General features: G+C 39.7%; 30 protein-coding genes. 28 read left to right on the forward strand and 2 right to left on the reverse strand.

Annotated elements, in window-relative coordinates; translation table 11 throughout:
- Positions 1 to 25: 25 nt before the first annotated feature.
- From WC724_00785 to WC724_00825, 9 genes are all read left to right on the forward strand, one after another.
- Complete coding sequence (locus WC724_00785) at positions 26 to 247, forward strand: DUF2061 domain-containing protein (GenBank protein MFA6077534.1); 222 nt, start codon at positions 26 to 28, stop codon at positions 245 to 247.
- Between the two features lie 48 nt (positions 248 to 295).
- On the forward strand, positions 296 to 562 hold the full coding sequence (locus tag WC724_00790) for a GIY-YIG nuclease family protein (GenBank protein MFA6077535.1): 267 nt from the start codon (positions 296 to 298) through the stop codon (positions 560 to 562).
- An 18-nt stretch (positions 563 to 580) separates the two neighbouring features.
- Positions 581 to 1,321, forward strand: coding sequence for a hypothetical protein (locus WC724_00795; protein ID MFA6077536.1), 741 nt, complete (start codon positions 581 to 583; stop codon positions 1,319 to 1,321).
- Between the two features lie 140 nt (positions 1,322 to 1,461).
- A complete protein-coding gene (locus WC724_00800) occupies positions 1,462 to 1,797 on the forward strand; it encodes a hypothetical protein (GenBank protein MFA6077537.1) in 336 nt (111 codons plus the stop codon).
- A 142-nt stretch (positions 1,798 to 1,939) separates the two neighbouring features.
- Positions 1,940 to 2,902: an META domain-containing protein gene (locus tag WC724_00805; protein ID MFA6077538.1), complete on the forward strand. Its 963-nt coding sequence runs from the start codon at positions 1,940 to 1,942 to the stop codon at positions 2,900 to 2,902.
- A gap of 117 nt (positions 2,903 to 3,019) precedes the next feature.
- Complete coding sequence (locus WC724_00810; GenBank protein MFA6077539.1) at positions 3,020 to 3,565, forward strand: DUF5680 domain-containing protein; 546 nt, start codon at positions 3,020 to 3,022, stop codon at positions 3,563 to 3,565.
- A gap of 102 nt (positions 3,566 to 3,667) precedes the next feature.
- Positions 3,668 to 4,063 (forward strand): TspO/MBR family protein, encoded by a 396-nt coding sequence (locus WC724_00815; GenBank protein MFA6077540.1) that lies wholly within the window; start codon positions 3,668 to 3,670, stop codon positions 4,061 to 4,063.
- Positions 4,064 to 4,068: 5 nt separating this feature from the next.
- Positions 4,069 to 4,575 carry a DUF2726 domain-containing protein gene (locus WC724_00820; protein MFA6077541.1) on the forward strand — a complete coding sequence of 169 codons (507 nt, stop codon included), beginning with the start codon at positions 4,069 to 4,071 and terminating at the stop codon, positions 4,573 to 4,575.
- Positions 4,575 to 4,796 (forward strand): DUF1653 domain-containing protein, encoded by a 222-nt coding sequence (locus WC724_00825; protein MFA6077542.1) that lies wholly within the window; start codon positions 4,575 to 4,577, stop codon positions 4,794 to 4,796. Before WC724_00820 ends, WC724_00825 begins: the two co-directional genes overlap by 1 nt.
- A 63-nt stretch (positions 4,797 to 4,859) precedes the next feature.
- Here the strand turns inward: WC724_00825 and WC724_00830 are convergent, their stop codons facing one another.
- On the reverse strand, positions 4,860 to 5,495 hold the full coding sequence (locus WC724_00830; protein MFA6077543.1) for an NAD(P)H-dependent oxidoreductase: 636 nt from the start codon (positions 5,493 to 5,495) through the stop codon (positions 4,860 to 4,862).
- Positions 5,496 to 5,575: 80 nt separating this feature from the next.
- On the opposite strand from WC724_00830, the gene WC724_00835 reads away from it, so the two are divergent.
- The 7 genes from WC724_00835 to WC724_00865 all read left to right on the forward strand — a co-directional run bounded on the left by WC724_00835 (position 5,576) and on the right by WC724_00865 (position 11,246).
- Entirely contained in the window at positions 5,576 to 5,923 is a 348-nt protein-coding gene (locus WC724_00835; protein ID MFA6077544.1) for a helix-turn-helix domain-containing protein, read from the forward strand.
- 89 nt (positions 5,924 to 6,012) lie between these two features.
- Positions 6,013 to 6,666, forward strand: a complete 654-nt coding sequence (locus WC724_00840) for a VTT domain-containing protein (protein MFA6077545.1) — start codon at positions 6,013 to 6,015, stop codon at positions 6,664 to 6,666.
- 34 nt (positions 6,667 to 6,700) lie between these two features.
- Positions 6,701 to 7,405: an HAD-IB family phosphatase gene (locus tag WC724_00845; protein ID MFA6077546.1), complete on the forward strand. Its 705-nt coding sequence runs from the start codon at positions 6,701 to 6,703 to the stop codon at positions 7,403 to 7,405.
- Positions 7,406 to 7,686: 281 nt separating this feature from the next.
- Positions 7,687 to 7,884, forward strand: a complete 198-nt coding sequence (locus tag WC724_00850; GenBank protein ID MFA6077547.1) for a cold shock domain-containing protein — start codon at positions 7,687 to 7,689, stop codon at positions 7,882 to 7,884.
- A gap of 223 nt (positions 7,885 to 8,107) precedes the next feature.
- Entirely contained in the window at positions 8,108 to 9,571 is a 1,464-nt protein-coding gene (locus WC724_00855; GenBank protein MFA6077548.1) for an ATP-binding cassette domain-containing protein, read from the forward strand.
- Between the two features lie 9 nt (positions 9,572 to 9,580).
- Positions 9,581 to 10,825 carry an aminoacetone oxidase family FAD-binding enzyme gene (locus tag WC724_00860; GenBank protein ID MFA6077549.1) on the forward strand — a complete coding sequence of 415 codons (1,245 nt, stop codon included), beginning with the start codon at positions 9,581 to 9,583 and terminating at the stop codon, positions 10,823 to 10,825.
- 58 nt (positions 10,826 to 10,883) lie between these two features.
- Positions 10,884 to 11,246 (forward strand): hypothetical protein, encoded by a 363-nt coding sequence (locus tag WC724_00865; protein ID MFA6077550.1) that lies wholly within the window; start codon positions 10,884 to 10,886, stop codon positions 11,244 to 11,246.
- Here WC724_00865 and WC724_00870 read toward each other — a convergent pair.
- A complete protein-coding gene (locus WC724_00870; GenBank protein ID MFA6077551.1) occupies positions 11,243 to 11,485 on the reverse strand; it encodes a hypothetical protein in 243 nt (80 codons plus the stop codon). The genes WC724_00865 and WC724_00870 overlap by 4 nt on opposite strands.
- 131 nt (positions 11,486 to 11,616) lie before the next feature.
- Between WC724_00870 and WC724_00875 the strand changes: the two genes are divergently transcribed.
- The 12 genes from WC724_00875 to WC724_00930 all read left to right on the forward strand — a co-directional run bounded on the left by WC724_00875 (position 11,617) and on the right by WC724_00930 (position 20,261).
- Positions 11,617 to 12,012: a cupin domain-containing protein gene (locus WC724_00875; protein ID MFA6077552.1), complete on the forward strand. Its 396-nt coding sequence runs from the start codon at positions 11,617 to 11,619 to the stop codon at positions 12,010 to 12,012.
- A gap of 31 nt (positions 12,013 to 12,043) precedes the next feature.
- Positions 12,044 to 12,346 carry an MscL family protein gene (locus WC724_00880; GenBank protein ID MFA6077553.1) on the forward strand — a complete coding sequence of 101 codons (303 nt, stop codon included), beginning with the start codon at positions 12,044 to 12,046 and terminating at the stop codon, positions 12,344 to 12,346.
- 58 nt (positions 12,347 to 12,404) lie between these two features.
- Positions 12,405 to 12,914 (forward strand): RNA polymerase sigma factor, encoded by a 510-nt coding sequence (locus WC724_00885; GenBank protein ID MFA6077554.1) that lies wholly within the window; start codon positions 12,405 to 12,407, stop codon positions 12,912 to 12,914.
- A 4-nt stretch (positions 12,915 to 12,918) separates the two neighbouring features.
- The gene (locus WC724_00890; protein ID MFA6077555.1) at positions 12,919 to 14,166 is read left to right on the forward strand and encodes a DUF5667 domain-containing protein; all 1,248 of its coding nucleotides are present in this window, start codon (positions 12,919 to 12,921) and stop codon (positions 14,164 to 14,166) included.
- A gap of 78 nt (positions 14,167 to 14,244) precedes the next feature.
- On the forward strand, positions 14,245 to 14,646 hold the full coding sequence (locus WC724_00895) for a cytochrome b5-like heme/steroid binding domain-containing protein (GenBank protein MFA6077556.1): 402 nt from the start codon (positions 14,245 to 14,247) through the stop codon (positions 14,644 to 14,646).
- 20 nt (positions 14,647 to 14,666) lie between these two features.
- Positions 14,667 to 15,095, forward strand: a complete 429-nt coding sequence (locus tag WC724_00900) for a hypothetical protein (protein ID MFA6077557.1) — start codon at positions 14,667 to 14,669, stop codon at positions 15,093 to 15,095.
- Between the two features lie 140 nt (positions 15,096 to 15,235).
- The gene (locus WC724_00905) at positions 15,236 to 15,646 is read left to right on the forward strand and encodes a hypothetical protein (protein ID MFA6077558.1); all 411 of its coding nucleotides are present in this window, start codon (positions 15,236 to 15,238) and stop codon (positions 15,644 to 15,646) included.
- A gap of 212 nt (positions 15,647 to 15,858) precedes the next feature.
- Positions 15,859 to 16,461, forward strand: coding sequence for a hypothetical protein (locus WC724_00910; protein MFA6077559.1), 603 nt, complete (start codon positions 15,859 to 15,861; stop codon positions 16,459 to 16,461).
- Between the two features lie 231 nt (positions 16,462 to 16,692).
- Positions 16,693 to 17,427 carry a DUF4105 domain-containing protein gene (locus WC724_00915; GenBank protein MFA6077560.1) on the forward strand — a complete coding sequence of 245 codons (735 nt, stop codon included), beginning with the start codon at positions 16,693 to 16,695 and terminating at the stop codon, positions 17,425 to 17,427.
- Positions 17,428 to 17,443: 16 nt separating this feature from the next.
- Positions 17,444 to 18,106, forward strand: a complete 663-nt coding sequence (locus WC724_00920; GenBank protein ID MFA6077561.1) for a phosphatase PAP2-related protein — start codon at positions 17,444 to 17,446, stop codon at positions 18,104 to 18,106.
- 33 nt (positions 18,107 to 18,139) lie between these two features.
- Positions 18,140 to 19,201 (forward strand): hypothetical protein, encoded by a 1,062-nt coding sequence (locus WC724_00925; GenBank protein MFA6077562.1) that lies wholly within the window; start codon positions 18,140 to 18,142, stop codon positions 19,199 to 19,201.
- A gap of 22 nt (positions 19,202 to 19,223) precedes the next feature.
- Entirely contained in the window at positions 19,224 to 20,261 is a 1,038-nt protein-coding gene (locus tag WC724_00930) for a hypothetical protein (GenBank protein ID MFA6077563.1), read from the forward strand.
- Positions 20,262 to 20,368 lie beyond the last annotated feature (107 nt).

Genomic DNA, 20,368 nt, shown 5'->3' on the forward strand with positions numbered 1-20,368 from the left:
TTGTTTTGTTTGATATGATTTGAAAATGGAAACTAAATCAATTGAAACTCATCATCGTTCGGCAATAAAATCTATTAGCTACCGTGCTCTTTCCGTTGGAGTTGATTCAACTGTCGCATATCTTTTTACTCACAACATCGCTCTTTCGGCGGGAATTGTTTTATTTGTGAACCTGTACAGCACCATGTTGTACTATCTTCATGAAAGAGCGTGGGCTCGCGTGCGTTGGGGAAGGCAGGACGTTTAGTTTTTTAAGACAGCGAGTTTACTGTTTTGGTTTTCGCGATATTAACTAATGGTCAATTTTACCTACATTTTAAAGTGCGCTGACGATACGTTGTATATTGGCTCGACTAATAATTTAGAAAAAAGGTTGGGAGAGCACAACAACTCAAAGTCTGGGGCTCATTACACAAAAATTAGAAGACCAGTGGAACTCGTTTATTCTGAGGCGTTTGAAACACTGAAAGAAGCGCGAGGGAGAGAGGTTGAACTTAAGCGTCTAACAAGGGCAGAAAAGCTGGGTTTAATAAAAACCAAAAAAACGAGACAAAAATCATAAATCTGCTATCTTTTAGATATGGAAAGAATGGAAGACGGAATTATAGAAGAAAGCCTAGAGCGGGAGCTAAAGAAGGAAGCCCTCGCCATTTATGCTGAAATCATGAAGAAACCGGAAGTTTCTGAAGCTTTTGCTATTCTTGATCGACTACCTGCCGAGAAACTTCGTTATCACAATAGGGCTCATACCGAAGATGTTGTGATGGAGACAATATTATTTGCGCTTGCTGACGGAGCTGACAAAGAGACAATAGAACAACAAGCGATTTCTGCCGCATGGCATGATGTTGGTTTTGTTGAGCAATATCAAAAAAATGAGCCAAATGCAGTCAGGTTGTTTGAACAAAGTGAAGCATACAAAACGCTGTCAGAAGAAGCCCGAGCAGAAATAATTGCAAATATTTTAGATACACAAGTTCAAGTTGATAAGGACGGAAAGCCTTCCTTGGTTCATGATAGAAGTAATAATTTTTATATTTTGGATGCGGATGTTAGCAATTTCGGGAGAAAAGATTTTTTTGAAAAGAGAATGATGATAGCAGAGGAGCTTAAAATCGATTTGTCCAATCTGGCTGCGAGAAAAGGGTTTTATGGATTTGCTTTGAATCTTTTGAAAAATCACGATTGGGAAACAAATGGAGCAAGAATGCTACGACAATCACAGAAGGAAAAAAATATAATACAAGCGGAGGAAGAATACGCTGATCTTTTGGCTCAAGAAGAAAAGGAAGAGAAAAAAGAGGAAGAGCTGATGTATTAGTTGACACCTATTTTAAGTCGTGTAATATAGCCCAATCGACCTTTTTGGGGTCGATTTCATTTGTCCCACGTGGTTCAAGTGGATGCTCTTTAAAACCGTTTCTCGTTCAAAAACCCATAAATCTTTTGGAGATTCATCCCATGACTCAGCAATTCAACCAATCGAAACGCAAAGGCCCCTTTGTTCCCAGCAAGATTTCCGTCATCCTCGCTGGAACGAACATCGTCGGCATGATCGACCGCTCGGCTCTGGCCAAGGACGGCTGGAAGAAGCATTCGGGGAAGGCCCCCGTCGCCGGCGTGGAAGTGCATTCGCTGGAAAGCCAGAAGATCGACGGTACCGATTCGATCGCGATCAAGGGCAAGGGCGGCTTCATGACGGCAACGAATGGCGAACTCGAGTGCTTCTGCGCCGACCACCTGACCGGCCTCGGCTACGAAATCATGCCGCCGGGTGGCACCAAGGCCTCGACCTGAACGACAACGGCAACAACAACCGCCGATAGTAATATCGGCACCATACAAGGGCGTCTCCTCCGGGAGCGCCTTTTTTCTTTTCAATATATAATGAGTTGACAGGTTTTTGGATTACAAACTTATTTTTAAATAAACAAAATATATGAAATTTATTTTTAAAGAAATACTAGTGCTCATTTTTGTGGTAGCGCTTTTGTTTGTCGGCATGAATTTTTTGCCACCGCCACATAATTTTGTTCCTAAAAATAACGAAGAGGGAAAAATAAAATTGGCACAAAGCTATCTTGATGCCACATATGTTTTAGATGGAAGAGAAGTTAAATTGACGGATGGTGTTTCAGAGATTGAGGTTGCGCCTGGTTCAGCTTCAAAAATAATTACTCGCTATTTTGGAAATGAGGTTAAGCACGACCTTGATGATGACGGCCGAGAAGATATAGCTTTTCTTTTAACCCAAGAGACAGGGGGAAGCGGAACCTTTTTTTATGTTGTCGCAGCCTTAAATACTCCGTCTGGGTACATAGGCTCAGATGCTGTTTTATTGGGTGACCGCATTGCTCCGCAGACGACTCATATGGAGGAAGAAGAAATAGACGGAGGTACGAGAAGACAGAACGTTATTGTTGTTAATTATGCCGTTCGTCTCCCTGGGGAACCCATGACGGCACGACCATCCATGGGAAAAAGTATCTGGTTGAAGCTTGATCCAAAGACAATGCAATTCGGAGAAGTTGCTCAAAATTTTGAAGGCGAAGCAGATTCCGCCCGTATGACTCTTGGTATGAAAAAATGGAATTGGGTTTCAACCTCGTACAACAATGACCAGACGATAGTTCCCAAAAAAGAAAATATTTTTAGCCTAACCCTCAAAAGCGATGGTAGTTTTTCTGCAACAACAGATTGTAATGGTGTCGGCGGAAATTACGAGGTTGATGGAAGTCAGATTACGTTCAGTAAAATGATATCAACCATGATGTACTGTGACGGTTCTCAAGAAAGCGAATTTTTGAAAATGTTAAGGGATACTCAGAGTTATCACTTTACTTCAAAAGGGGAGTTAGTTTTTTCTCTAAAGTTTGATAGCGGTTCCTTTGTTTTTAGATAGGCCATATTTGATGGTTGGTTTGACATACGTTGTTTTTATTGTAGGGTGTAGGGGGTAGTTTTAACGTCGCGTCACTTTATTGTGTCGCTCGATGCACCTTACACGAGGAGGCGAAAGATGAAGAAGAATAGAAGCGAAATTCTTGCGGGTGCCCGCGAGGCCTTCTTCTATGCGATGTTGCATGGTTGGGTGGCGGGCGGGGACCACAAGAAAGTGGTCAGAGTTCCTGGAAGTTTTGACAGCAAGGAGGTCTCTTATAGCGCCGGGCTTTTGTACAAAAGGAAGTGGTTTCTTGTTGTTGATCGCTACTGCGTTTCGGGCGCGGGAAAGTCTGCTGGCACAACAACAATTTGGCTCAGTCACGACCCGGTTTGGTTCATGAGCTACGGCGGTGCTTATCTGAAGGAGGACATCCCTTTCCTAAAGAATGCCCTTACTCGCGTTTATTCTGAGAAGCAGTTTTTCGGAGGACGTGGGCCGACGAGCCTTGCTATCCCGGCACATCACGTCAACGGTGGTGTTCTGGTTTACGCGAATGAAGTTGAGAAGGATAGCACCTTCGAAAAATTTCGCGGAAAAGAAGCAATCATCGGCCCATCGAAGGACGGCGGTTCTCCAGAATTTCGTGGTCACCACGATTACTGGGGGATGTCGCTGATTTGATGGCGCTATCGTACCTTAGTTTTGTTTTACTCAATTGCGTCCCGATAACCTCGGGACGCTTTTTTTGTGGTTGCGACGGAGAGGATAGGGTAATATGTATGGATGGAAAACTATACGAATTACCAAGAATTGATTAAGCCAACATGGAGTCCGCCAGCTTGGATATTTGGACCGGTTTGGAGTGTGCTCTATCTTTTGATAGCAGTGTCTTTTGGAAAAGTATTTTTGATGCTGTGGCAGAAGCAAATCTCGTGGCTAGTTGCCTTACCATTTGCACTCAATTTAATTTTTAACCTTTCTTTTACGTGGATTCAGTTTGGTTTGAAAAATAATTATCTTGCTTCGGTTGATATTCTCCTTGTTCTTGCAACACTCATTTGGGCGCTGGTTTCTATTTATCCACATATGAAATGGGTGGCTCTCGTGAACATCCCTTATCTGCTCTGGGTCTCTTTTGCTACAGTCCTTCAGTTAACCATAACTTTTTTGAATAAATAGACTTTATGACAATGATAATGATTGCGATAGTTTTTACGGCTTTAGTGGTCGCTATTGTAATTGCGGTTGAAACATTTACAACAGTTGAATCTTCGGACAAAAATGGGAAACCCGTTTTTAATTACGGTCGCAAAGATTTTTTGATGACTCGGGCTGAGCACGCTTTTTTCGATGTTTTAATTGAGGTTATAGGTGGTCAATATCACGTATTTCCTCAAGTGCATTTGGATGAAATAATTTACCCAAAACCATATTCTGGGAAAAGAATTTTCCCATTTCGACACGTCAATCAAAAATCAGTTGATTTCGTAATTTGCGATAAGGCAGACATAAAACCACTTCTTGCCATTGAGCTAGATGATAGAACTCATGAGCTAGAGAATAGAAAGAAAAGAGACGAAGAAGTTGAGAGGATTTTAAGCGGGGCAGGATTTCCTCTTTTGCGAATTAGTAACGGTGGTCATTTTGATAAAGAAGAAATAAAAAGACTTGTTTTAGAAAAATTAAGATAATGGAAAATGAAGACGAAATAGAATTAGGTTTATACGAACACTACAAAGGTGGTTTATATGAAGTAGTTGGGGTGGTGAACCACAGCGAAACGCTTGAAAAAATGGTTCTCTATAAACATTTAGACAATGGAGAATTGTGGGTGCGGCCGCTTCTGATGTTTAAGGAGTTTGTAGAAAAGGATGGGGTCAAGATTCCACGATTTAAAAAAGTAGAAAATTAGCACCAGACAAGCAAATAAAAAACCCCGATTTATGTCGGAGTTTTTTATTCCTGTTGATATTTTTTATTTTACAAATTCAACAACTTCGTCGAATGAGCGACGTGTTTTTGGAAGATCTGCAAACTCATCATCTCCACGATATCCTAGTGCGAGCATCGTCACTGTTGCTAGGTTTTTCTCTTTTAGTCCGAGAATCTCATCTATTTCTGCGCCGGAGAAGCCTTCCATTGGCCCAGCGTCTATACCTAAGAGGGCAGAAGTTTCCATCATCATACCAAGAGGGATATAAGTTTGAGCTTGTGCCCAAGCATCAACTGCGTCTCCTGCCTTATGTGAGATGGCACCAGCCACCATATCTTCAAGACCCTTTAGTTCGGAGATATCTTTACCTTGAGTTTTTGCTGTTCGCTCGACTAGTTCGCGAGTAATATTTTCGCGAACATCAGTACGACGGGCGATTACTATCAAATGAGAAGCATCAGTCACTTTTGTTTGATCGTAACTAACTGCTCTAATTTTTGCGCGAATTTCAGGGTTTGAAACCACAATGAACTTCCAGGCCTCAATACCAAATGAACTCGGTGCCATATGAGCACTCTCAAGGATTGTATTTAAATCTGAATCCGTTACTTTTTTAGCTGGGTCAAATGTTTTAACTGCATAACGCCAAGAAAGCGCCTTTTTGATTTGTTCTTGCATAATTTATTTTATGTCGTACAATATGTTTATTACTAATGTTTCTATAGTACTATAAAAACTATAGTATTCTATTTAAATCAATGAGTCAAGCAATTTCCAAAAAAGGCGACAAAAAAACAAAAAGTAATCCTGTTTGTGGGAAGGTTTTAGCTACTGGTCTTAAAATCTTTGGTGATACATGGACACTTTTTATTGTGAACTCTCTTTCTACTGGTGAAAAACGTTTTTGTGAACTTCAGCGCGAGGTTGGTGATTTGAATCCAGTCACTCTGACTAGTCGCTTAAAAAAACTTCAAAGCGAGGGTTTTGTGGATAGAAAAATGGAGTCAATTGATAAACTTTCGGTTTCTTATGTATTGACCAAAAAAGGCCGTGGAATGTTGCCAGTTCTTCGAAAAATCGAATCTTTTGCTAAGCAATACATCTAAACTATCGATTTTATAGGCCGTTTGGTTAATACCACTGGTTTGCCTTGGTTGTCTTTGTGCTTTATGGAACCGTGCTAAACTTTAATTAAATGGAGAAAAAATTATCAGTTCTCGTTGTCTTTTTTGGCCTCATCGTTATTTTCTGTGCTGCGCTTTTATTTCAGTCTCAGTTTATCAATATTGAGAATCTGGTTAATCTTTATATTATCGAGAGTGGAACGACCGGAGTTTTGATTTTTATTTTGTTTGCGGCTTTCTCAACGGTAATATCAATGTTCTCAAGTCTTCCCGCTGTTCCATTTGCTGTTTTGGCTTGGGGGAAGACACTCACATTTGTTTTTCTCATCACTGGTTGGGTTATTGGTTCGCTGGTTTCTTATGTGTTGGGGAGATATGGACTTTACACGATCTTCAAAAGAAGTGTTTTTCTTAAAAAAGTTGTAGCTTATCAGCAAAAACTTTCTGAAAATTCAGAATTTATTCTCGTGGTTCTTTTTCGATTAGCCTTACCTTCTGAAATAACAGGGCTTGTTTTGGGTGGTTTGCGTTACAACTTTACTAAATATTTATTGGCAACGTTTATTTCTGAGATACCATTCGCTATTGTTGCGGTCTATGCAAGTGGGGCACTTATCTTCAGTGATATTAAAGGTCTTTTGTTGTGGGTTGCCTTGGGGGGTGTTGGTTTTTTCATTGTTGCAAAGATTTTCACAAAAAGGATTAAATTAGACTGGGAAAAATAGGACACTGTCGTGCGGTCATTATTTGGCTAGCGTTATGATATATAATAATAAGATGAAAAAAGTAGCCATTTTTGATATAGACGGGACGATTTTTCGCTCAAGTCTTTTGATTGAATTGATGGACGTCCTTATTGAGCGCGGAAACATAGATGAGTCTGCGCGTAAAGAATATGAGAGAGAACATAAACACTGGCTTATGCGTAAGGGTGACTACGAATCATATATCGGGGCGGTAGTGAAATCATTTATCGGGCACATTAAAGGAGTTCATTATGCTGATTTTGCTGAGGCATCAGAGACTGTCATAGAAAGATATCAAAATCATACATATCGCTATACTAGAGATTTGGTTACTCAGCTGAAAAAAGAGAAGTATTTTCTTTTGGCGATTACTCATTCTCCAAAAGGAATTGCCGAAAAATTTTGTAAAGGGTTGGGCTTCGATAAGGTTTACGGAAGTCTTTTGGAAATTGGCCCAACAGACCGATTCACGGGAAAGCCTATCGAAGAACACCTCATAATGAATAAGGCCAATATAGTGAAGAGGGCGGTAGAAAAAGAAGATTTGACACTTGAGGGCTCAATCGGGGTTGGGGACACAGAAAGTGACATTCCGCTTTTGGAAATGGTGACAAATCCGATTTGTTTTAATCCCAATATGAAACTATATAAACATGCTAAGAGAAATAAATGGAAAATAGTGGTGGAGCGAAAAGATGTAATTTATGAGATGAATTAGTATAAAAAATACAATAATAAATTTGATTTGGTATAATTAAATTATTAGAAGCTAACAAATATTTAAATTTTATGGCAAAAGGAAATGATCGTCCTCGTAAAGAGACAAAGAAACCAAAAAAGAATAAGAAGTAGTCATGCATTAGAAAATCCGTCTCATATAGAGACGGATTTTCTAATTATTGATTTTTCGTGGCTTTTATGTTATACATATCCCTAAGCACAGGAGCAGAGTCGAGTTTCGTAGTAGCAATTTAAGTAGCAATAAATATAGAAATCAATATGCAAGGAACAATCAAAACTATCACAGATAGAGGATTTGGATTCATTTCCCGCGAAGGCGAGTCAAAGGATCTTTTCTTCCACTCTAAGGAGTTGAATGGTGTCACATTTGATGAACTAAAGGTTGGCGATGTTGTCAGCTTTGAAGTTACTGACGGTGAAAAAGGCCCAGCAGCAACAAACGTATCACGCGCATAAGCTGACGTTTAAGAAAAACACCCTGGGCCAAAGCTCGGGGTGTTTTTCTTTTAGATAAGACATCCGCACTCGGCAAATCTCTTCGTTGCAAACTCCGCTTTTTCCTCATCGTACCTTTCTGTACGACTCGGGCAAATGCTCGTTTGCGCCTCGAGCTTTACTCAAGTGTGTATGTCCTATCTGGAGATAATATGGATTTTTGTGTGCTAAAGTAATATATCTTATGGCAAAATCAGAGAGCATAATTTCATTTGAAAAAGTATCATTCGAGTACGGGGTTAATAAGCCTATTTTAGACGAGGCTGATTTTGTTATTCGTCGTGGAACAAAGATTACTTTGATGGGTCAAAACGGTGCAGGTAAAAGTACAATTTTTCATCTTATTACAAAGGGTTTACATCCAGAATCTGGCAAAATAAATATTGTTAATAATCTTTCCATTGCTTTATCGCGACAGGTCATCCCACGTGAAGACTTGGATTTGACCGTGCGCGCATTTTTTGAAAAGTGTTTTACAGACAAGGTCTATGATATTGACCCAAGAATCGATGATGTTCTTGAGGTTGTTAATTTGAAGGGGCATGAAAAACTACACGAGAGGATTGTAAAATCATTTTCTGGGGGACAACAGGCTAGGCTACTTCTCGCATCGGCTCTTATTCAGAACCCAGACTTACTGCTTCTTGATGAGCCAACAAACAATTTAGACAAAGAAGGAATTGAACATTTAACGAAATTTCTCATTGATTACAAAAAGACTGTAATTGTTATTTCTCACGATGCTGATTTCTTAAATTCATTCAGTCATGGGGTTTTATATCTAGACCTTCATACTAGAAAGATTGAGCAATATGCAGGTAATTATTTTGACGTGGTTAAAGAGATTTCTGCGCGTATCGAAAAAGAAAATAGAAAAAATGCTCAACTAGCAAAAGAAATACAAGAGAACAAAGATAAATCAAACTTCTTTGCCCACAAAGGAGGGCAGATGCGTCTTGTTGCAAAAAGAATGAGAGAGAAAGCAGAGGAGCTTGAAGAGGAAATGGTTGATGTGAGAAAAGAAGACAGGACAATTAGGCAGTTTATTATCCCTGCTCAAGATGGAGTAGTCGGAGAGATTCTAAGCATAACTTCTTTTTCGGTAATTGGTAAAAATCATAAACCAGTTGAAAGAAAGGCAAAAATTTCTCTAAAGCGTGGGCAACACTTGTTGTTGAGAGGTCCGAATGGCATTGGAAAAAGCACCTTACTCGAGGCTCTCGCGAGCGGAAAAGCAAAAGGGGCAACAATAGCAGACGGTGTTCGTGTTGGTTATTATCGACAGGATTTTTCAACGCTTAATTTTGACGACACTGTTTTTGAGTCTTTGATGGCAGTAATGGAAACAAGAGACGAAGACAAAATGAGAAGTGTTGCCGCTGGATTTCTCTTGACCGGAGAAATTGTAAAAACAAAAATCGGTAGCTTGTCTGAAGGGCAGAAAGGACTTGTTGCTTTTGCTCAGCTCGTACTTCTGCGACCAGGATTACTTATTTTAGACGAACCGACAAACCACATAAATTTCCGACACATTCCAGTTATTGCGCAAGCTTTGGATAAGTATCTCGGCGCAATGATTATTGTTTCTCACGTTCCTGAATTTGTGGAACAAATTCGTATTGATGAAACTTTGGATTTAGAGAAGTAAAATATATACATGAAAGATAAGGTAATAGATGTTGTTGTAATCGGTGGAGGTCCGGCCGGTATGATGGCGGCTGGGAGAGCTGCTGAACTTGGGCGTTCCGTTTTGTTGCTTGAGAAAAATACTACTCTTGGTAAAAAACTTTTGATTACTGGTGGTGGACGCTGTAACGTTACCAATAATAAAAAAGATGTTCGCACGATGCTCTCAAAATATAAAGGTAGTGATAAATTCCTCTTTTCTCCCTTCGCTCAGTTTGGAGTGAAAGAAACTCTCGAATTTTTTAATAAGCGTGGAATGGCAACAAAAGAAGAAAATGAAGGGAGGGTTTTTCCTGTTTCGGACAAAGCTCAGTCAGTTTGGGATATTTTAGTAAAATATGTGAAAAATGGTGGGGTGGAAATACAATCTGATGTTGAGGTTATTAGTATTTCTTTTGATAAAAAAACAAAAAATATTTTTATCAAATTAAAAAAAGGAAAAGAAATAATTGCCAAAAGCTGTGTTCTCGCGACGGGTGGAACTTCGCACCCTGAAACTGGCTCTACTGGGGAAGGGTTTATGTGGCTTAAAAAACTTGGACACAAAATCGTGGAAAATGACGTAGCTCTTGTGCCACTCAAATTAAAAGATTTTTGGACTAAAAAATTAAGCGGGGTGACTTTATCGGAAATTAAACTTACTGTTTTCCAAAATGGAGAAAAACGTGGCGTTCAAAAAGGAAAATTACTTTTTACACATTTGGGTATTAGTGGTCCGACTGTCTTAAATATGAGCCGAGAAGTTGGTGAGTATTTGCAATATGGAGAAGTTAGGATTGATTTAGACTTATTTCCTAAGCTTGACCACAGCGAGCTGAAGAAAAAACTACAAACACTTTTGGTCGCTGAAAGTAATAAAAAATTAAAAAATACTATTGGCAGACTAATTCCAGAAGCTCTTGGTTTGGCATTACTGCAAATTTTAGAAATTGACGGAGAGACGGCCAACCACAGCGTAAAAAGTGTAGATCGTACGAAGCTTGTTGCTCTAATGAAAGCAGTCCCTCTTAATATTAAGGAATTACTTGGCAGAGATAAGGCAGTCGTTTCTTCTGGTGGGGTTGTGCTTACGGAGGTTGATTTTAGGACAATGCAGTCACGATTAATACCAAACCTCTATTTAGTTGGTGATGTTTTGAATATTGATAGGCCGTCTGGAGGTTATAGTCTTCAGATTTGTTGGACGACGGGACATGTAGCTGGAAGCAATTGCTAATGATGATTAGCTGGTTGAATAACTGGTTGTTTGTGGGGTAGAATGTAAAAATAAAAATATGAGCGAAAAACTTTCCGGTGGATTTGAACAAAAAAGCGATCTTGAAGAGGCGGCATACGACGCCCGATTAAGAAGAGATGTTGTTTTGCCGAAAGAGGGAACTGGAGCTTATGAGTCTTTGGAAAAAACTTGTAAGGCTTACTCAAGCGCGGTTGCCCAAGAGATGATTGCACATAGCCCAAAATTTTTTGAGACAAGTGGAAAAACAAGAAGAGCTCTGCACGCAGAGCTCTGTATAAAACTGTATGGGACGTCCTGGCAGGAAACCTCCCGAGACGATACTGATGCTGCTAGACGTTTTGCGCACTATGTTGCAGGGCGCCCGTCATTTGCCGAGGATGATTTTGGTGGAAGCCACTAGCACTCCACCTTTTCGCCGACGTACTGGAACTTCTTGCCCTCGACCGTGACAACGGTCTTGAAAGTGCCGTCGCCCTGATCAGCGTTGAGCTGGCAGGTATCGTAATTGGCTGAGCACAAGAGGAAACGCAGTTCTTCAAGCTCAATCCAGTAGCTTTTCTTGCTACCGCTCTCGTTGATACGATTGCGGAGCTTTTCAAGCAGTTTTGCCAACTTTTTCTTGTCACCCGTCGTCGCCATTTTTTGCCTCCTCAAAAAGATCACGATAAATAACCTTATGAAGGATATAACACATATCAATGATTGTCAATATGGTTGAAGTTCGCGGGCCTTTAGTGGAAAAGCCTATTTAATTAAGATAAAATTAACAAATGTCATACATAACTAATATTCTCAAACAAACGGAAGAAAATACCAATTTTAGAAAAGTGCTTTTTACAGGCAATAAAAGCCAGCTTGTGGTGATGGATATTCCGGTTGGTGGAGAAATCGGAGAAGAAACACATGGACATGTTGAGCAAACTCTATTTTTTATGAGTGGTACTGGGAAGGTAATTTTAAACGGTGAAGAGAGCTTGGTTGGCGCTGGTGATGTTGTTGTGGTGACTCCGGGAACAAAGCATAATTTTCTAAATACAGGAGCAGAACCTCTAAAAGTCTATACGATTTATGCTCCAGCAAACCACATAGACGGACGAATTCATGCCACAAAGGCTGATGCTGACGCAGACGACGAAGACGAGGCGTTTGGAGAAGCGATACAATAGTTATTAGTAATTATTAGCTTAAATTAATTTTATGACAGGATTTTTAAACTTTATTCGCGAACAGGGGGTTGTCGGACTAGCTGTCGGTTTTATTTTAGGTGGTGCTGTTTCTAAGGTTGTAGCTGGTTTGGTTACAGATATAATTAATCCAATTCTAAGCGTCGCCTTAGGTGCAGCGGGGGGGCTAAAGGCTGCAAGCCTAGAGATTGGCTCAGTTAGTATTCTCTGGGGTGATTTTGTTAGTGTTCTTATTGATTTTATCGTGATAGCTCTTGTTGTTTATTTTGGAGTTAAACTTATTGGTCTTGATAAAATAGACAAAAAGAAGGAGTAGTAATTTATTTCTCTAATTTACATCAAGTAAGAATGGGTGTTTTTGTTCGTCTCAATCTATGGAAGACCATTTAAACGATATTGAAAATATGTTTCTTGGAGCGTACAACCTACACGCTGACTCTATTTTTCGTTTTTGTTATTTTAAAACAAGCGATAGAGAAATAGCGAAAGACATTGCACAAGATGTTTTTATGAAAACTTGGGAATATCTGGCTCAAGGTGGAGAAGTTCAAAATATGAAAGCATATTTATATAAAGTGGCCCATAACGCGGTAATTGATTTTTGGCGAAAAAGTAAATCAGTTCCCGAAAGCGACCTACCACTAGGTTTTTTTGAAAACATGGAGGCGAAAGAAAATACCGAGTTGCAAGCAGAATACTCTATCTTCCTTTCTGTTTTACAAAAGCTTTCAAAAGATGACCGTGACTTGATTACGATGAGGTACGTTGAAGACATGAGCCCAAGGGAAATTGCGTATATTTTGAACGAGAAGGAAAATACAATATCAGTGAGGATTAACCGTGCGGTAGCTCGTTTGCGGAATATTGCGGGTGGTAAGGAATAAAAACATGGATACAAATTTTGAAGAAAAATTAAAAAAATTAAAGGAAATTTCTCTCTCAGAAAGCGAAAAGGCTCTTATTCATGAAAGGTTGATATCTTATATTGATAGCAACCCTATTAATTTAGTAAAATCAGATGTAAGAAATGGCGCTGAGGAGCGTCTTAATAGCGAGGGTAGTTTGTTAGACGGTTTTTCATTAGTAACCAGCTTATTAGTTAATCAATTAAAAAATATGCCAACATTAATTATTGCACTTATATTAGCTCTCTCAGGAGGGACATCGGTTGTAGCAGAGAATGCGTTGCCAGGTGACGCACTTTATCCAGTTAAAATATCTTTAAATGAACCAGTTGTCGGGTTGTTTTCTGTATCACAAGAGGCGAAAACAGCTTGGCAGGAGAGACTCACAGAGCGCAGATTACAAGAAGTAGATAAACTTGTTGCTAAGGGTGATTTTGATCAGGAAAAAAGAAATGATCTTGAATCAAGATTAAATAATCAGATTGAGAAATTCGCTTCAAGCGCAAACGAGCTTTCTAAGAAAGAGGGGGCCAGTTCGTCTGAATTAGCAGTTCGTCTTGAAGCTGCATTGATGGCCCACCAAGATGTTCTTAAGGCGCTTTCTGAAAATAAAAATGTTGCGACAAGCACAAGAGAGCAAATTGCAACAATACTTTCTTCATTGAAAAATAATGAAAATGTCGTTAAGGATCATCGCGAAAAAATAGATTCTAAACTTGGAAAAGATATTTCTAAGAGTGACGAAGAAAATAATAAGGCTAGCACAACAAAAGAAAGTGCTCTTGGAAAACAAGGAGCAGCGGAAAATGTTCTTGATTCTGCAAAAAGAGCTTACTTGAGAGTTAAGGCAGAGCTTTCAGTAGAAACTATTATTGAAGTCGACAAGTTCTTTGCTGAGGCAAATACCGCCCTTGTGGAAGGTAAGGCCAAAATAGTAACAGGAGAGTTTGCTGATGCTAGAGATAGTTTCCACAAAGTTATTAAATTAGCAAACGAAGGGAGGGTCACTGCTCTTAAAAATGCCATCAGAAATGATATTGAAGACGATATGGATAAGAGAGGAGATAATGATAAAAAAGGAGAAAAGAAAGATGATTGGAATAGAGGAAATAACGCATCATCCACAAGTATTAGGGGCGATGAAAGAGGGCGAAGTGATGACGAAAGAGATAGCAGGAATGGCACAAGTACTTCTTCTCGTGACGACGACGAAGATGACGACGATAGGTAGTTTTTAAGAATTATCTTCAAAATACCCCCAAAGGGGGTATTTTGTTTGTAGGATAATTTTTTATGATAAAATATTTCCATGAAAAATATTTTAATTGGAACTATTACTTTATTAGTGGTTGGTGCGATTGGTTTTTATTTAATAAAAGGATGGAATAGTGGAGATTACAAACTCGGTCCGGTTGATAATTCATCCGGTCAAAATGTAGAGGTTTCTCCGACAGTGAGTTCAACCAGTGCGGAAAAAGTTTACACCTTAGCTGATGTCATTTTACATAATTCAGAGGCTAGCTGTTGGTCTGTGGTCAACGACAAAGTTTACGATTTAACTGCTTGGATTTCAAAACACCCTGGTGGAAGCAAGGCGATTCTTTCTATTTGTGGCAAAGATGGCACCTCTGCGTTTATTGGCCAGCACGAAGGAGATAGTAAGCCCGAGGAAAAACTCACCACATTTTATGTGGGGGCTCTTACTCGATAATTATCATTACCATTAATAGCATGTCGCTTCCAGATATTGTTTTTCCGCTACATATTTCATCACTTATATTTTCGGTAATAGGAATTTTATTGGCTGACCACAAGGCTCTTAGGTGGTTCTTGGGGAAGGAGCCAACACTTAATAGAACGATACTTTTAAAATATCACCACCATGTACTTGCTGGTTTGTCCCTGATGATTATAACTGGAGTTACTCTTTTTTGGTCAATGCGAGAATACCTGCTTGCGTCAAATGTTTTTTACTTAAAAATGTTTTTTGTTTCAATCCTTATTGTTAATAGTTTTTTTATAGGAAGGTTGATGAATGTGGCGGTTGTAAAAACTTACGCTGAGCTTAATTTTAAAGAAAGGTTGCCACTTATGATTAGTGGCATGGCTTCCACGTTAGGTTGGTTAGGGGCATTTATTTCAGCTTTTTTCTTGGTGTAACCAAACATAAACCAAAAGAAATGATGTAGATACGGTGTTTTGAGGTGCCCTTGACAAAAAGTTAATTATAGGTATCATTTGGTATGGAATGTCTCGGGGGTCCCCGAAACAACGTAGTATCATTAAAAGAGGAGAAGTCCATGAAAAAGCTTCTGAGTGTTTTGTTTGCCTCGCTTTTCGCCCTCGTTTTCTTCGCGCCGTCGGCCTTCGCTGACCCCGGGAAGGGGAAGACGATGCTCGCCAACGCCAATGAAAGCAACGAGCCCGGGCAGGTCATCGCCGACGCGATGTGGGTGGCCGGCGGGGAAGACTATCAGGTCGCCGTCATCATTCTCGCCAAGAAGTACAACTCGAAGATGGACAAGAACTGCCGCGTCAAGAACTTCGACGTCGGGCTGGCGTCCCAGAACTACCGCTTCGTTCCGTCCGTCAACAAGGCCGTGCGTGACAAGATGATCCTGAAGCAAGTGGCCACGATGGGTTGCGAGATGAGCCCGTACATCCACAAGGAAGCCAAGACCGCCGCCATCCAGAAGATCTGGCGCATGTAACCGACCGGCGTCGCCAGCAAGAAGAAACAGGGGGAGCACGAAAGTGTCTCCCCCTATTTTATTTTTTTTAAGGAGCAATATTTGGTCAGGTGGTAGTTAGTATTTATTTTTATGTTACCATTGACAAAAAGTGTAATTTATGAATTAATTACAATAGATTTGTGTTTTAACAAACTTGTTTTTTGAGTAAAATGATTTTTTAGGAGGGTGCCATGAAAAAGCTATTTTTCTGTTTTCTTCTCACTTCTTTCTGTTCGGTTGTTTCTGCTGTCGAGATGAGGCCATTTCTCTTGGAGAATTACGGCTGGACCATCGACCTTGGCAACAAAGAAAAGAGCTTCTTCGGTTTTTCTTGGAACATTAACTGTCCCAAAAACGGCCAGATTTTTCCCAAGGAAGGAGTTAACGTCTTTCGTTTTCCGGTATGTGTTCAGAAAGATCGAACTTTTTGGACCGTTATTCTCTGGAGGACAAACATGGTGGCACCGGAAGCAATCGAGAAGACGGTGTATAACGCCATGTCTGATGGGCTTGGTTACGGAAAGATTCTTTGTCGCGAGGAACTCGTGTCGTCTTTTATCAACGAGAGAGGGGTTGTGCGCGACTGTGCAGTCCCACTTCAGCACGGAACGTTCTATGTCTCCTTCTATCATTTCGATATTCTGATGCCGGCCGGTGGTTCGTTTGTCGACCAGAACGGGGAAAAGGAAAAAACTCTCGGCTTCACCATCTGGGTCCAAAATGCCGGAAACATCGACAGTGGCGTGAAGGATAAGTTACGGGAGTTGATCTCGGCCATCAAGGGGAAGGAGTGAAGATGTTCTGTTGTTTCAATGCCACCACAGGGAAACCTAGGTGGCATTTTGTTTTATTTATGTTGATGCGATATTGTGTAATAAATGAATTTTAATAAAGTTTTCCAAAGTATTTTTTTGTTTGTTAAAAAAGTTGCAAGACCCCTGTTTGCTTTGTCCTTTGTTTTATTTATATTTTTTGGTTTTTGGTATGCCACGGTAAGGCCAACCTATAACCACAAGTATATTTCTATGTATCAAATATTACCTGAAGTTAGTTTTAGTGGTGATATTGTTACGATACATAACATAAGGAATTTTTCATATATAACCGAGGATGATTTTGAAAAAAATTATTACACCGCTACTTTTGATTTAAATAAGATCAAATCCGTTGATTATATTTTAGTCCCATTCAGCGACAATAAATTAAAGGCTCATACAATGCTTTCTTTTGTTTTTGAGGATGGTACAAGCTTCACGCTTTCTCCAGAGGGAAGGAGAGAAAAAGGGGAGCAGTACTCACTTTTTAATGCAACAATTAGGCGACTTGAACTTGCATATTTGATAACTAGTGAAAATGATGCTTTAACCTTGCGGGCCGTTGCGCGAAATAATTCCGTCTATCTTTACCCGCTCGTTTTAACAAGTGAAAGTAGGAAGACGCTTGCTTTAGATATGCTGGGTCGTTCAAAAGAATTATTCTCCAGTCCGACATGGTATAGTCTGTTTAGCGATGCATGTGCGCTCAACGTTGTTCGTCACATACAAAAATCAGTACAGAGCGATGTGCCATTGTTTAATTTCAAAATTTTTGTTTCTAGTTTTTCGGATTCATATCTTTACGACAATAATCTAATTGCAACGAGTACTAGATTTGAAAAAATGAAGCAAGACGCACTTATTAGTGAAAAGATTAGACGTTACGCTGACATGGATGATTTTTCAAGAAAAATTCGCGAAGTAGAATCAGAAGGCGCTAATTAATTGTTTTATTTCAAAGATGACATCTTTTTCCCAGAAAATTCTAGAATATTTTGAAAATAATATGAGGCTATGGCTTGATAAAAATTTTTTGCTATCGGCCATTCTCTCGTTTAGTCTTCTTTATTTGGCAACCATTATTAACTCAATGGCTGGTATCCTTGCGACAGAAAGGGCAAGTAATTATGTTAATGATATTGTCCTTAGCAACATTCCTAGAATGGATACGAGCTTCATTCACGGGGAAATCACTGGACTAGTTCGTGACATAACTTTGTTTTTGCTTTTTTTAACTCCACGCTACTTGCCGTTTGCGATGAAAACTATGGCTGTATTAACGGTTGTTCGTGCAGGATTTATTAATATGACTAATATTGGTATATACCCTGATTCAATTCCGATTAACTCCCTAGCTACTTTTGGCGGGGATTTATTTTTTTCTGGACACGTGGCGACAAGCTACCTGATGTCTCTTGTTTTTTGGGACAGAAAGTTTTTACGCTACTTTTTCTTATCCACAGCTATAATTTTTGGAATCAGCGCTCTTCTTGGTCACTATCACTATACAATTGATGTTTTTGCAGCTCCGTTTATCGCATATGGAGTATTTACTGTGTGCAGTAGGGTTTTTGTAAATGATTTTAATATGCTTAAAACCAGGTTGTTTACAGCGCAAATGTGATAATATTATAAGTATAATATTTTTGTAATTTTTATGGAAAATAAAAAGTCTATAGTAGTAATCATTCTAACTCTTGTTGCGTTGGTCGCCACTGCTGCCGTTGTTTCTTTTTTGTTTTTCTCTCAACCAGCACTCTTTGATTTTTTTAAAAACGACGTTCCCAAAATAGCCGAAGAGGAAACTCAATCTCAACAACAGGTATTTGGCCACATGCTTTTTTCGATGATTCCAGATAACGCATCAATGCCTTTAGGTATTTATTCCTATGATATTTTTACGAGAAAGCTTAGTCGTGTGTTGGTTGACCCTTCTGCACAGACATCGGATTATAATGCTTATTTTTCACCATCTTTTTCAGACGATGAGAAGATAATGGTGTTTTCGCAAAGTAAAAAAAGTGAGGGTGTTTCCCAGATATACATGGCATCTCCAGACGGTACTAATTTAAAGCAAATTACTAGAGGGCCAGAAATTTTCAAAAGAGAACCAGTTGTTAGTCCTAACAATAAATTAATTGCATATATCGTCCAGCGGACTGACGTCAAAGAAGCAGAAGGCGCAGAGCTACCGGAGAGCTGGACGGTTTTTCTGGCAGATTTTGCTGGAAGGGCAATTAAAGTATCAAATGGAACTAACCCACTATTTTCCCCAGACGGAGAAAAACTTTTGGTTTTAAAGAACGATGGTGTTCATCTTTTTGATATTAAGGATACTGAGGAGATAAAGGAAATAGGCCTTGTTTTAGTGACAGCAGGAGGAAGGGCGTCTCAGACAATGAAACTTTCTTTGTCGCGCGACAGAAATATGCTTGCCTGGTCTTCTCCTAGTAAGAATAATCTCATGGTCTATAAAATTACTTCGTGGGATACGTTTTCCGTCACTCCTTTTAAGTCTATTCCAATAAAAGCATATTGGTCAGTTTTTTCTCCGGATGGAACTCATTTGGGAATACAAGAGATTAGACTGTCCCCTAAAACCGGTAATGAGTATATTGTTATTGTTGCGTATGAGCTGAAGACATCAACTTTGGTTGATGTTGTAAAGTTGAATAAATATGCAAATGAGTATTTTTGGTTTGGTGGTTGGGTGAAATAATAAAGTTTTTAATTAATTTTTTATGGTAAATAAACTAAAAAAAGATATATTGTCACTAGTTTTCTTTTTAGGGGTTTTAGCTTTTTTTAATTTTTTTGTGCCAGTTTCTTTGTTGCCAAAAGGAGTTTTCTACAATATAGCTTTTGGGTCTTCTGGTTCAGCGGCTGCGTCTGCTTCATGTTCTGCCGATGCGGGGGCTGCATCCTGTGGTGATGGAGGAGCTAGCGCTGGTGCAGGTGCTGGGAGTAGTGGCGGTGATGGAGGACCAAGTGTTCTGGGAGGTATTGGTGGTGGCAGTATTTTAGATGGGAGGTTACTTTGTAGTGTTTATGCTAACCAATCCTGTTCCTCTTCAAACGTCTGTGGTTCAAACCAGGGAACAATAGGTTGTGACGGAGTCTGCAATGCCATAGCCCCAGCCGTCCCCAGCAATTACGGCAGAGTCTGTCTCGTCTCAAACGTCTGTGGTCAATCAAACCAGGGAACAATAGGTTGTGATGGATCATGTACTGTTAAAGAAGCACCAGCACTCCCTTCGGGATACGGAACACCATGTCAGTCATCGGTAAATAGCTGTGGTCAAAAAGCTACAGGAATAATCGGTTGTGTCGGTCTATGTACAGCAACCACTCCATCTGATCTAAACTGCACCACCTGTGGTAACAATGTCTGTAACTCAAGTGAAGACAACTCAAACTGCCCATCCGACTGTCCATATGTCGCCCCAGCAACACCAACAACACCTGCTGGAGAAGGAGCCCTCTGGACAGAAGCCTCACAGTGGACCCTCACCGCTACACCAAACCCAATATTCGCCAACACAAGAACAACGGTAAGTTGGTCAGTTAGTGGAGCAACAGGATGTACTCTTGTTGGAGTCGGGGCTGTTAGTGGAAAAGAAACAGATAGATTTGTCGGTGGCCCTGCTCTTGATTATCAATCAAGTAAACTACAAGAAAACACAGACTTCACCCTAACTTGTTCCAATGCCTACAGTGGTAGAAAAGACTCGAAGACTGTTACCGTAAAAGTTCGTACGATTAAGATTAGGGAATTTTAGTAAGTTTGGTAGGTTTTTGGATAACTATTTTATCCTTTACAAAAATAGGTAAAGTGTGTTAATCTTCATGCATCTTTGGCCGATGCAGGGCCATATCGGTAGTTAAT

The organism is Candidatus Paceibacterota bacterium (assembly GCA_041661305.1).
Classification (GTDB): domain Bacteria; phylum Patescibacteriota; class Minisyncoccia; order Phycocordibacterales; family VMEP01; genus VMEP01.

What these genes read in the sequence shown, in the direction of transcription:
- WC724_00785 (MFA6077534.1), top strand. Translation starts at nt 26, where the DNA reads ATGGAAACTAAATCAATTGAAACTCATCATCGTTCGGCAATAAAATCT.
- WC724_00790 (MFA6077535.1), top strand. Translation starts at nt 296, where the DNA reads ATGGTCAATTTTACCTACATTTTAAAGTGCGCTGACGATACGTTGTAT.
- WC724_00795 (MFA6077536.1), top strand. Translation starts at nt 581, where the DNA reads ATGGAAAGAATGGAAGACGGAATTATAGAAGAAAGCCTAGAGCGGGAG.
- WC724_00800 (MFA6077537.1), top strand. Translation starts at nt 1,462, where the DNA reads ATGACTCAGCAATTCAACCAATCGAAACGCAAAGGCCCCTTTGTTCCC.
- WC724_00805 (MFA6077538.1), top strand. Translation starts at nt 1,940, where the DNA reads ATGAAATTTATTTTTAAAGAAATACTAGTGCTCATTTTTGTGGTAGCG.
- WC724_00810 (MFA6077539.1), top strand. Translation starts at nt 3,020, where the DNA reads ATGAAGAAGAATAGAAGCGAAATTCTTGCGGGTGCCCGCGAGGCCTTC.
- WC724_00815 (MFA6077540.1), top strand. Translation starts at nt 3,668, where the DNA reads ATGGAAAACTATACGAATTACCAAGAATTGATTAAGCCAACATGGAGT.
- WC724_00820 (MFA6077541.1), top strand. Translation starts at nt 4,069, where the DNA reads ATGACAATGATAATGATTGCGATAGTTTTTACGGCTTTAGTGGTCGCT.
- WC724_00825 (MFA6077542.1), top strand. Translation starts at nt 4,575, where the DNA reads ATGGAAAATGAAGACGAAATAGAATTAGGTTTATACGAACACTACAAA.
- WC724_00830 (MFA6077543.1), bottom strand. Translation starts at nt 5,495, where the DNA reads ATGCAAGAACAAATCAAAAAGGCGCTTTCTTGGCGTTATGCAGTTAAA.
- WC724_00835 (MFA6077544.1), top strand. Translation starts at nt 5,576, where the DNA reads ATGAGTCAAGCAATTTCCAAAAAAGGCGACAAAAAAACAAAAAGTAAT.
- WC724_00840 (MFA6077545.1), top strand. Translation starts at nt 6,013, where the DNA reads ATGGAGAAAAAATTATCAGTTCTCGTTGTCTTTTTTGGCCTCATCGTT.
- WC724_00845 (MFA6077546.1), top strand. Translation starts at nt 6,701, where the DNA reads ATGATATATAATAATAAGATGAAAAAAGTAGCCATTTTTGATATAGAC.
- WC724_00850 (MFA6077547.1), top strand. Translation starts at nt 7,687, where the DNA reads ATGCAAGGAACAATCAAAACTATCACAGATAGAGGATTTGGATTCATT.
- WC724_00855 (MFA6077548.1), top strand. Translation starts at nt 8,108, where the DNA reads ATGGCAAAATCAGAGAGCATAATTTCATTTGAAAAAGTATCATTCGAG.
- WC724_00860 (MFA6077549.1), top strand. Translation starts at nt 9,581, where the DNA reads ATGAAAGATAAGGTAATAGATGTTGTTGTAATCGGTGGAGGTCCGGCC.
- WC724_00865 (MFA6077550.1), top strand. Translation starts at nt 10,884, where the DNA reads ATGAGCGAAAAACTTTCCGGTGGATTTGAACAAAAAAGCGATCTTGAA.
- WC724_00870 (MFA6077551.1), bottom strand. Translation starts at nt 11,485, where the DNA reads ATGGCGACGACGGGTGACAAGAAAAAGTTGGCAAAACTGCTTGAAAAG.
- WC724_00875 (MFA6077552.1), top strand. Translation starts at nt 11,617, where the DNA reads ATGTCATACATAACTAATATTCTCAAACAAACGGAAGAAAATACCAAT.
- WC724_00880 (MFA6077553.1), top strand. Translation starts at nt 12,044, where the DNA reads ATGACAGGATTTTTAAACTTTATTCGCGAACAGGGGGTTGTCGGACTA.
- WC724_00885 (MFA6077554.1), top strand. Translation starts at nt 12,405, where the DNA reads ATGGAAGACCATTTAAACGATATTGAAAATATGTTTCTTGGAGCGTAC.
- WC724_00890 (MFA6077555.1), top strand. Translation starts at nt 12,919, where the DNA reads ATGGATACAAATTTTGAAGAAAAATTAAAAAAATTAAAGGAAATTTCT.
- WC724_00895 (MFA6077556.1), top strand. Translation starts at nt 14,245, where the DNA reads ATGAAAAATATTTTAATTGGAACTATTACTTTATTAGTGGTTGGTGCG.
- WC724_00900 (MFA6077557.1), top strand. Translation starts at nt 14,667, where the DNA reads ATGTCGCTTCCAGATATTGTTTTTCCGCTACATATTTCATCACTTATA.
- WC724_00905 (MFA6077558.1), top strand. Translation starts at nt 15,236, where the DNA reads ATGAAAAAGCTTCTGAGTGTTTTGTTTGCCTCGCTTTTCGCCCTCGTT.
- WC724_00910 (MFA6077559.1), top strand. Translation starts at nt 15,859, where the DNA reads ATGAAAAAGCTATTTTTCTGTTTTCTTCTCACTTCTTTCTGTTCGGTT.
- WC724_00915 (MFA6077560.1), top strand. Translation starts at nt 16,693, where the DNA reads ATGTATCAAATATTACCTGAAGTTAGTTTTAGTGGTGATATTGTTACG.
- WC724_00920 (MFA6077561.1), top strand. Translation starts at nt 17,444, where the DNA reads ATGACATCTTTTTCCCAGAAAATTCTAGAATATTTTGAAAATAATATG.
- WC724_00925 (MFA6077562.1), top strand. Translation starts at nt 18,140, where the DNA reads ATGGAAAATAAAAAGTCTATAGTAGTAATCATTCTAACTCTTGTTGCG.
- WC724_00930 (MFA6077563.1), top strand. Translation starts at nt 19,224, where the DNA reads ATGGTAAATAAACTAAAAAAAGATATATTGTCACTAGTTTTCTTTTTA.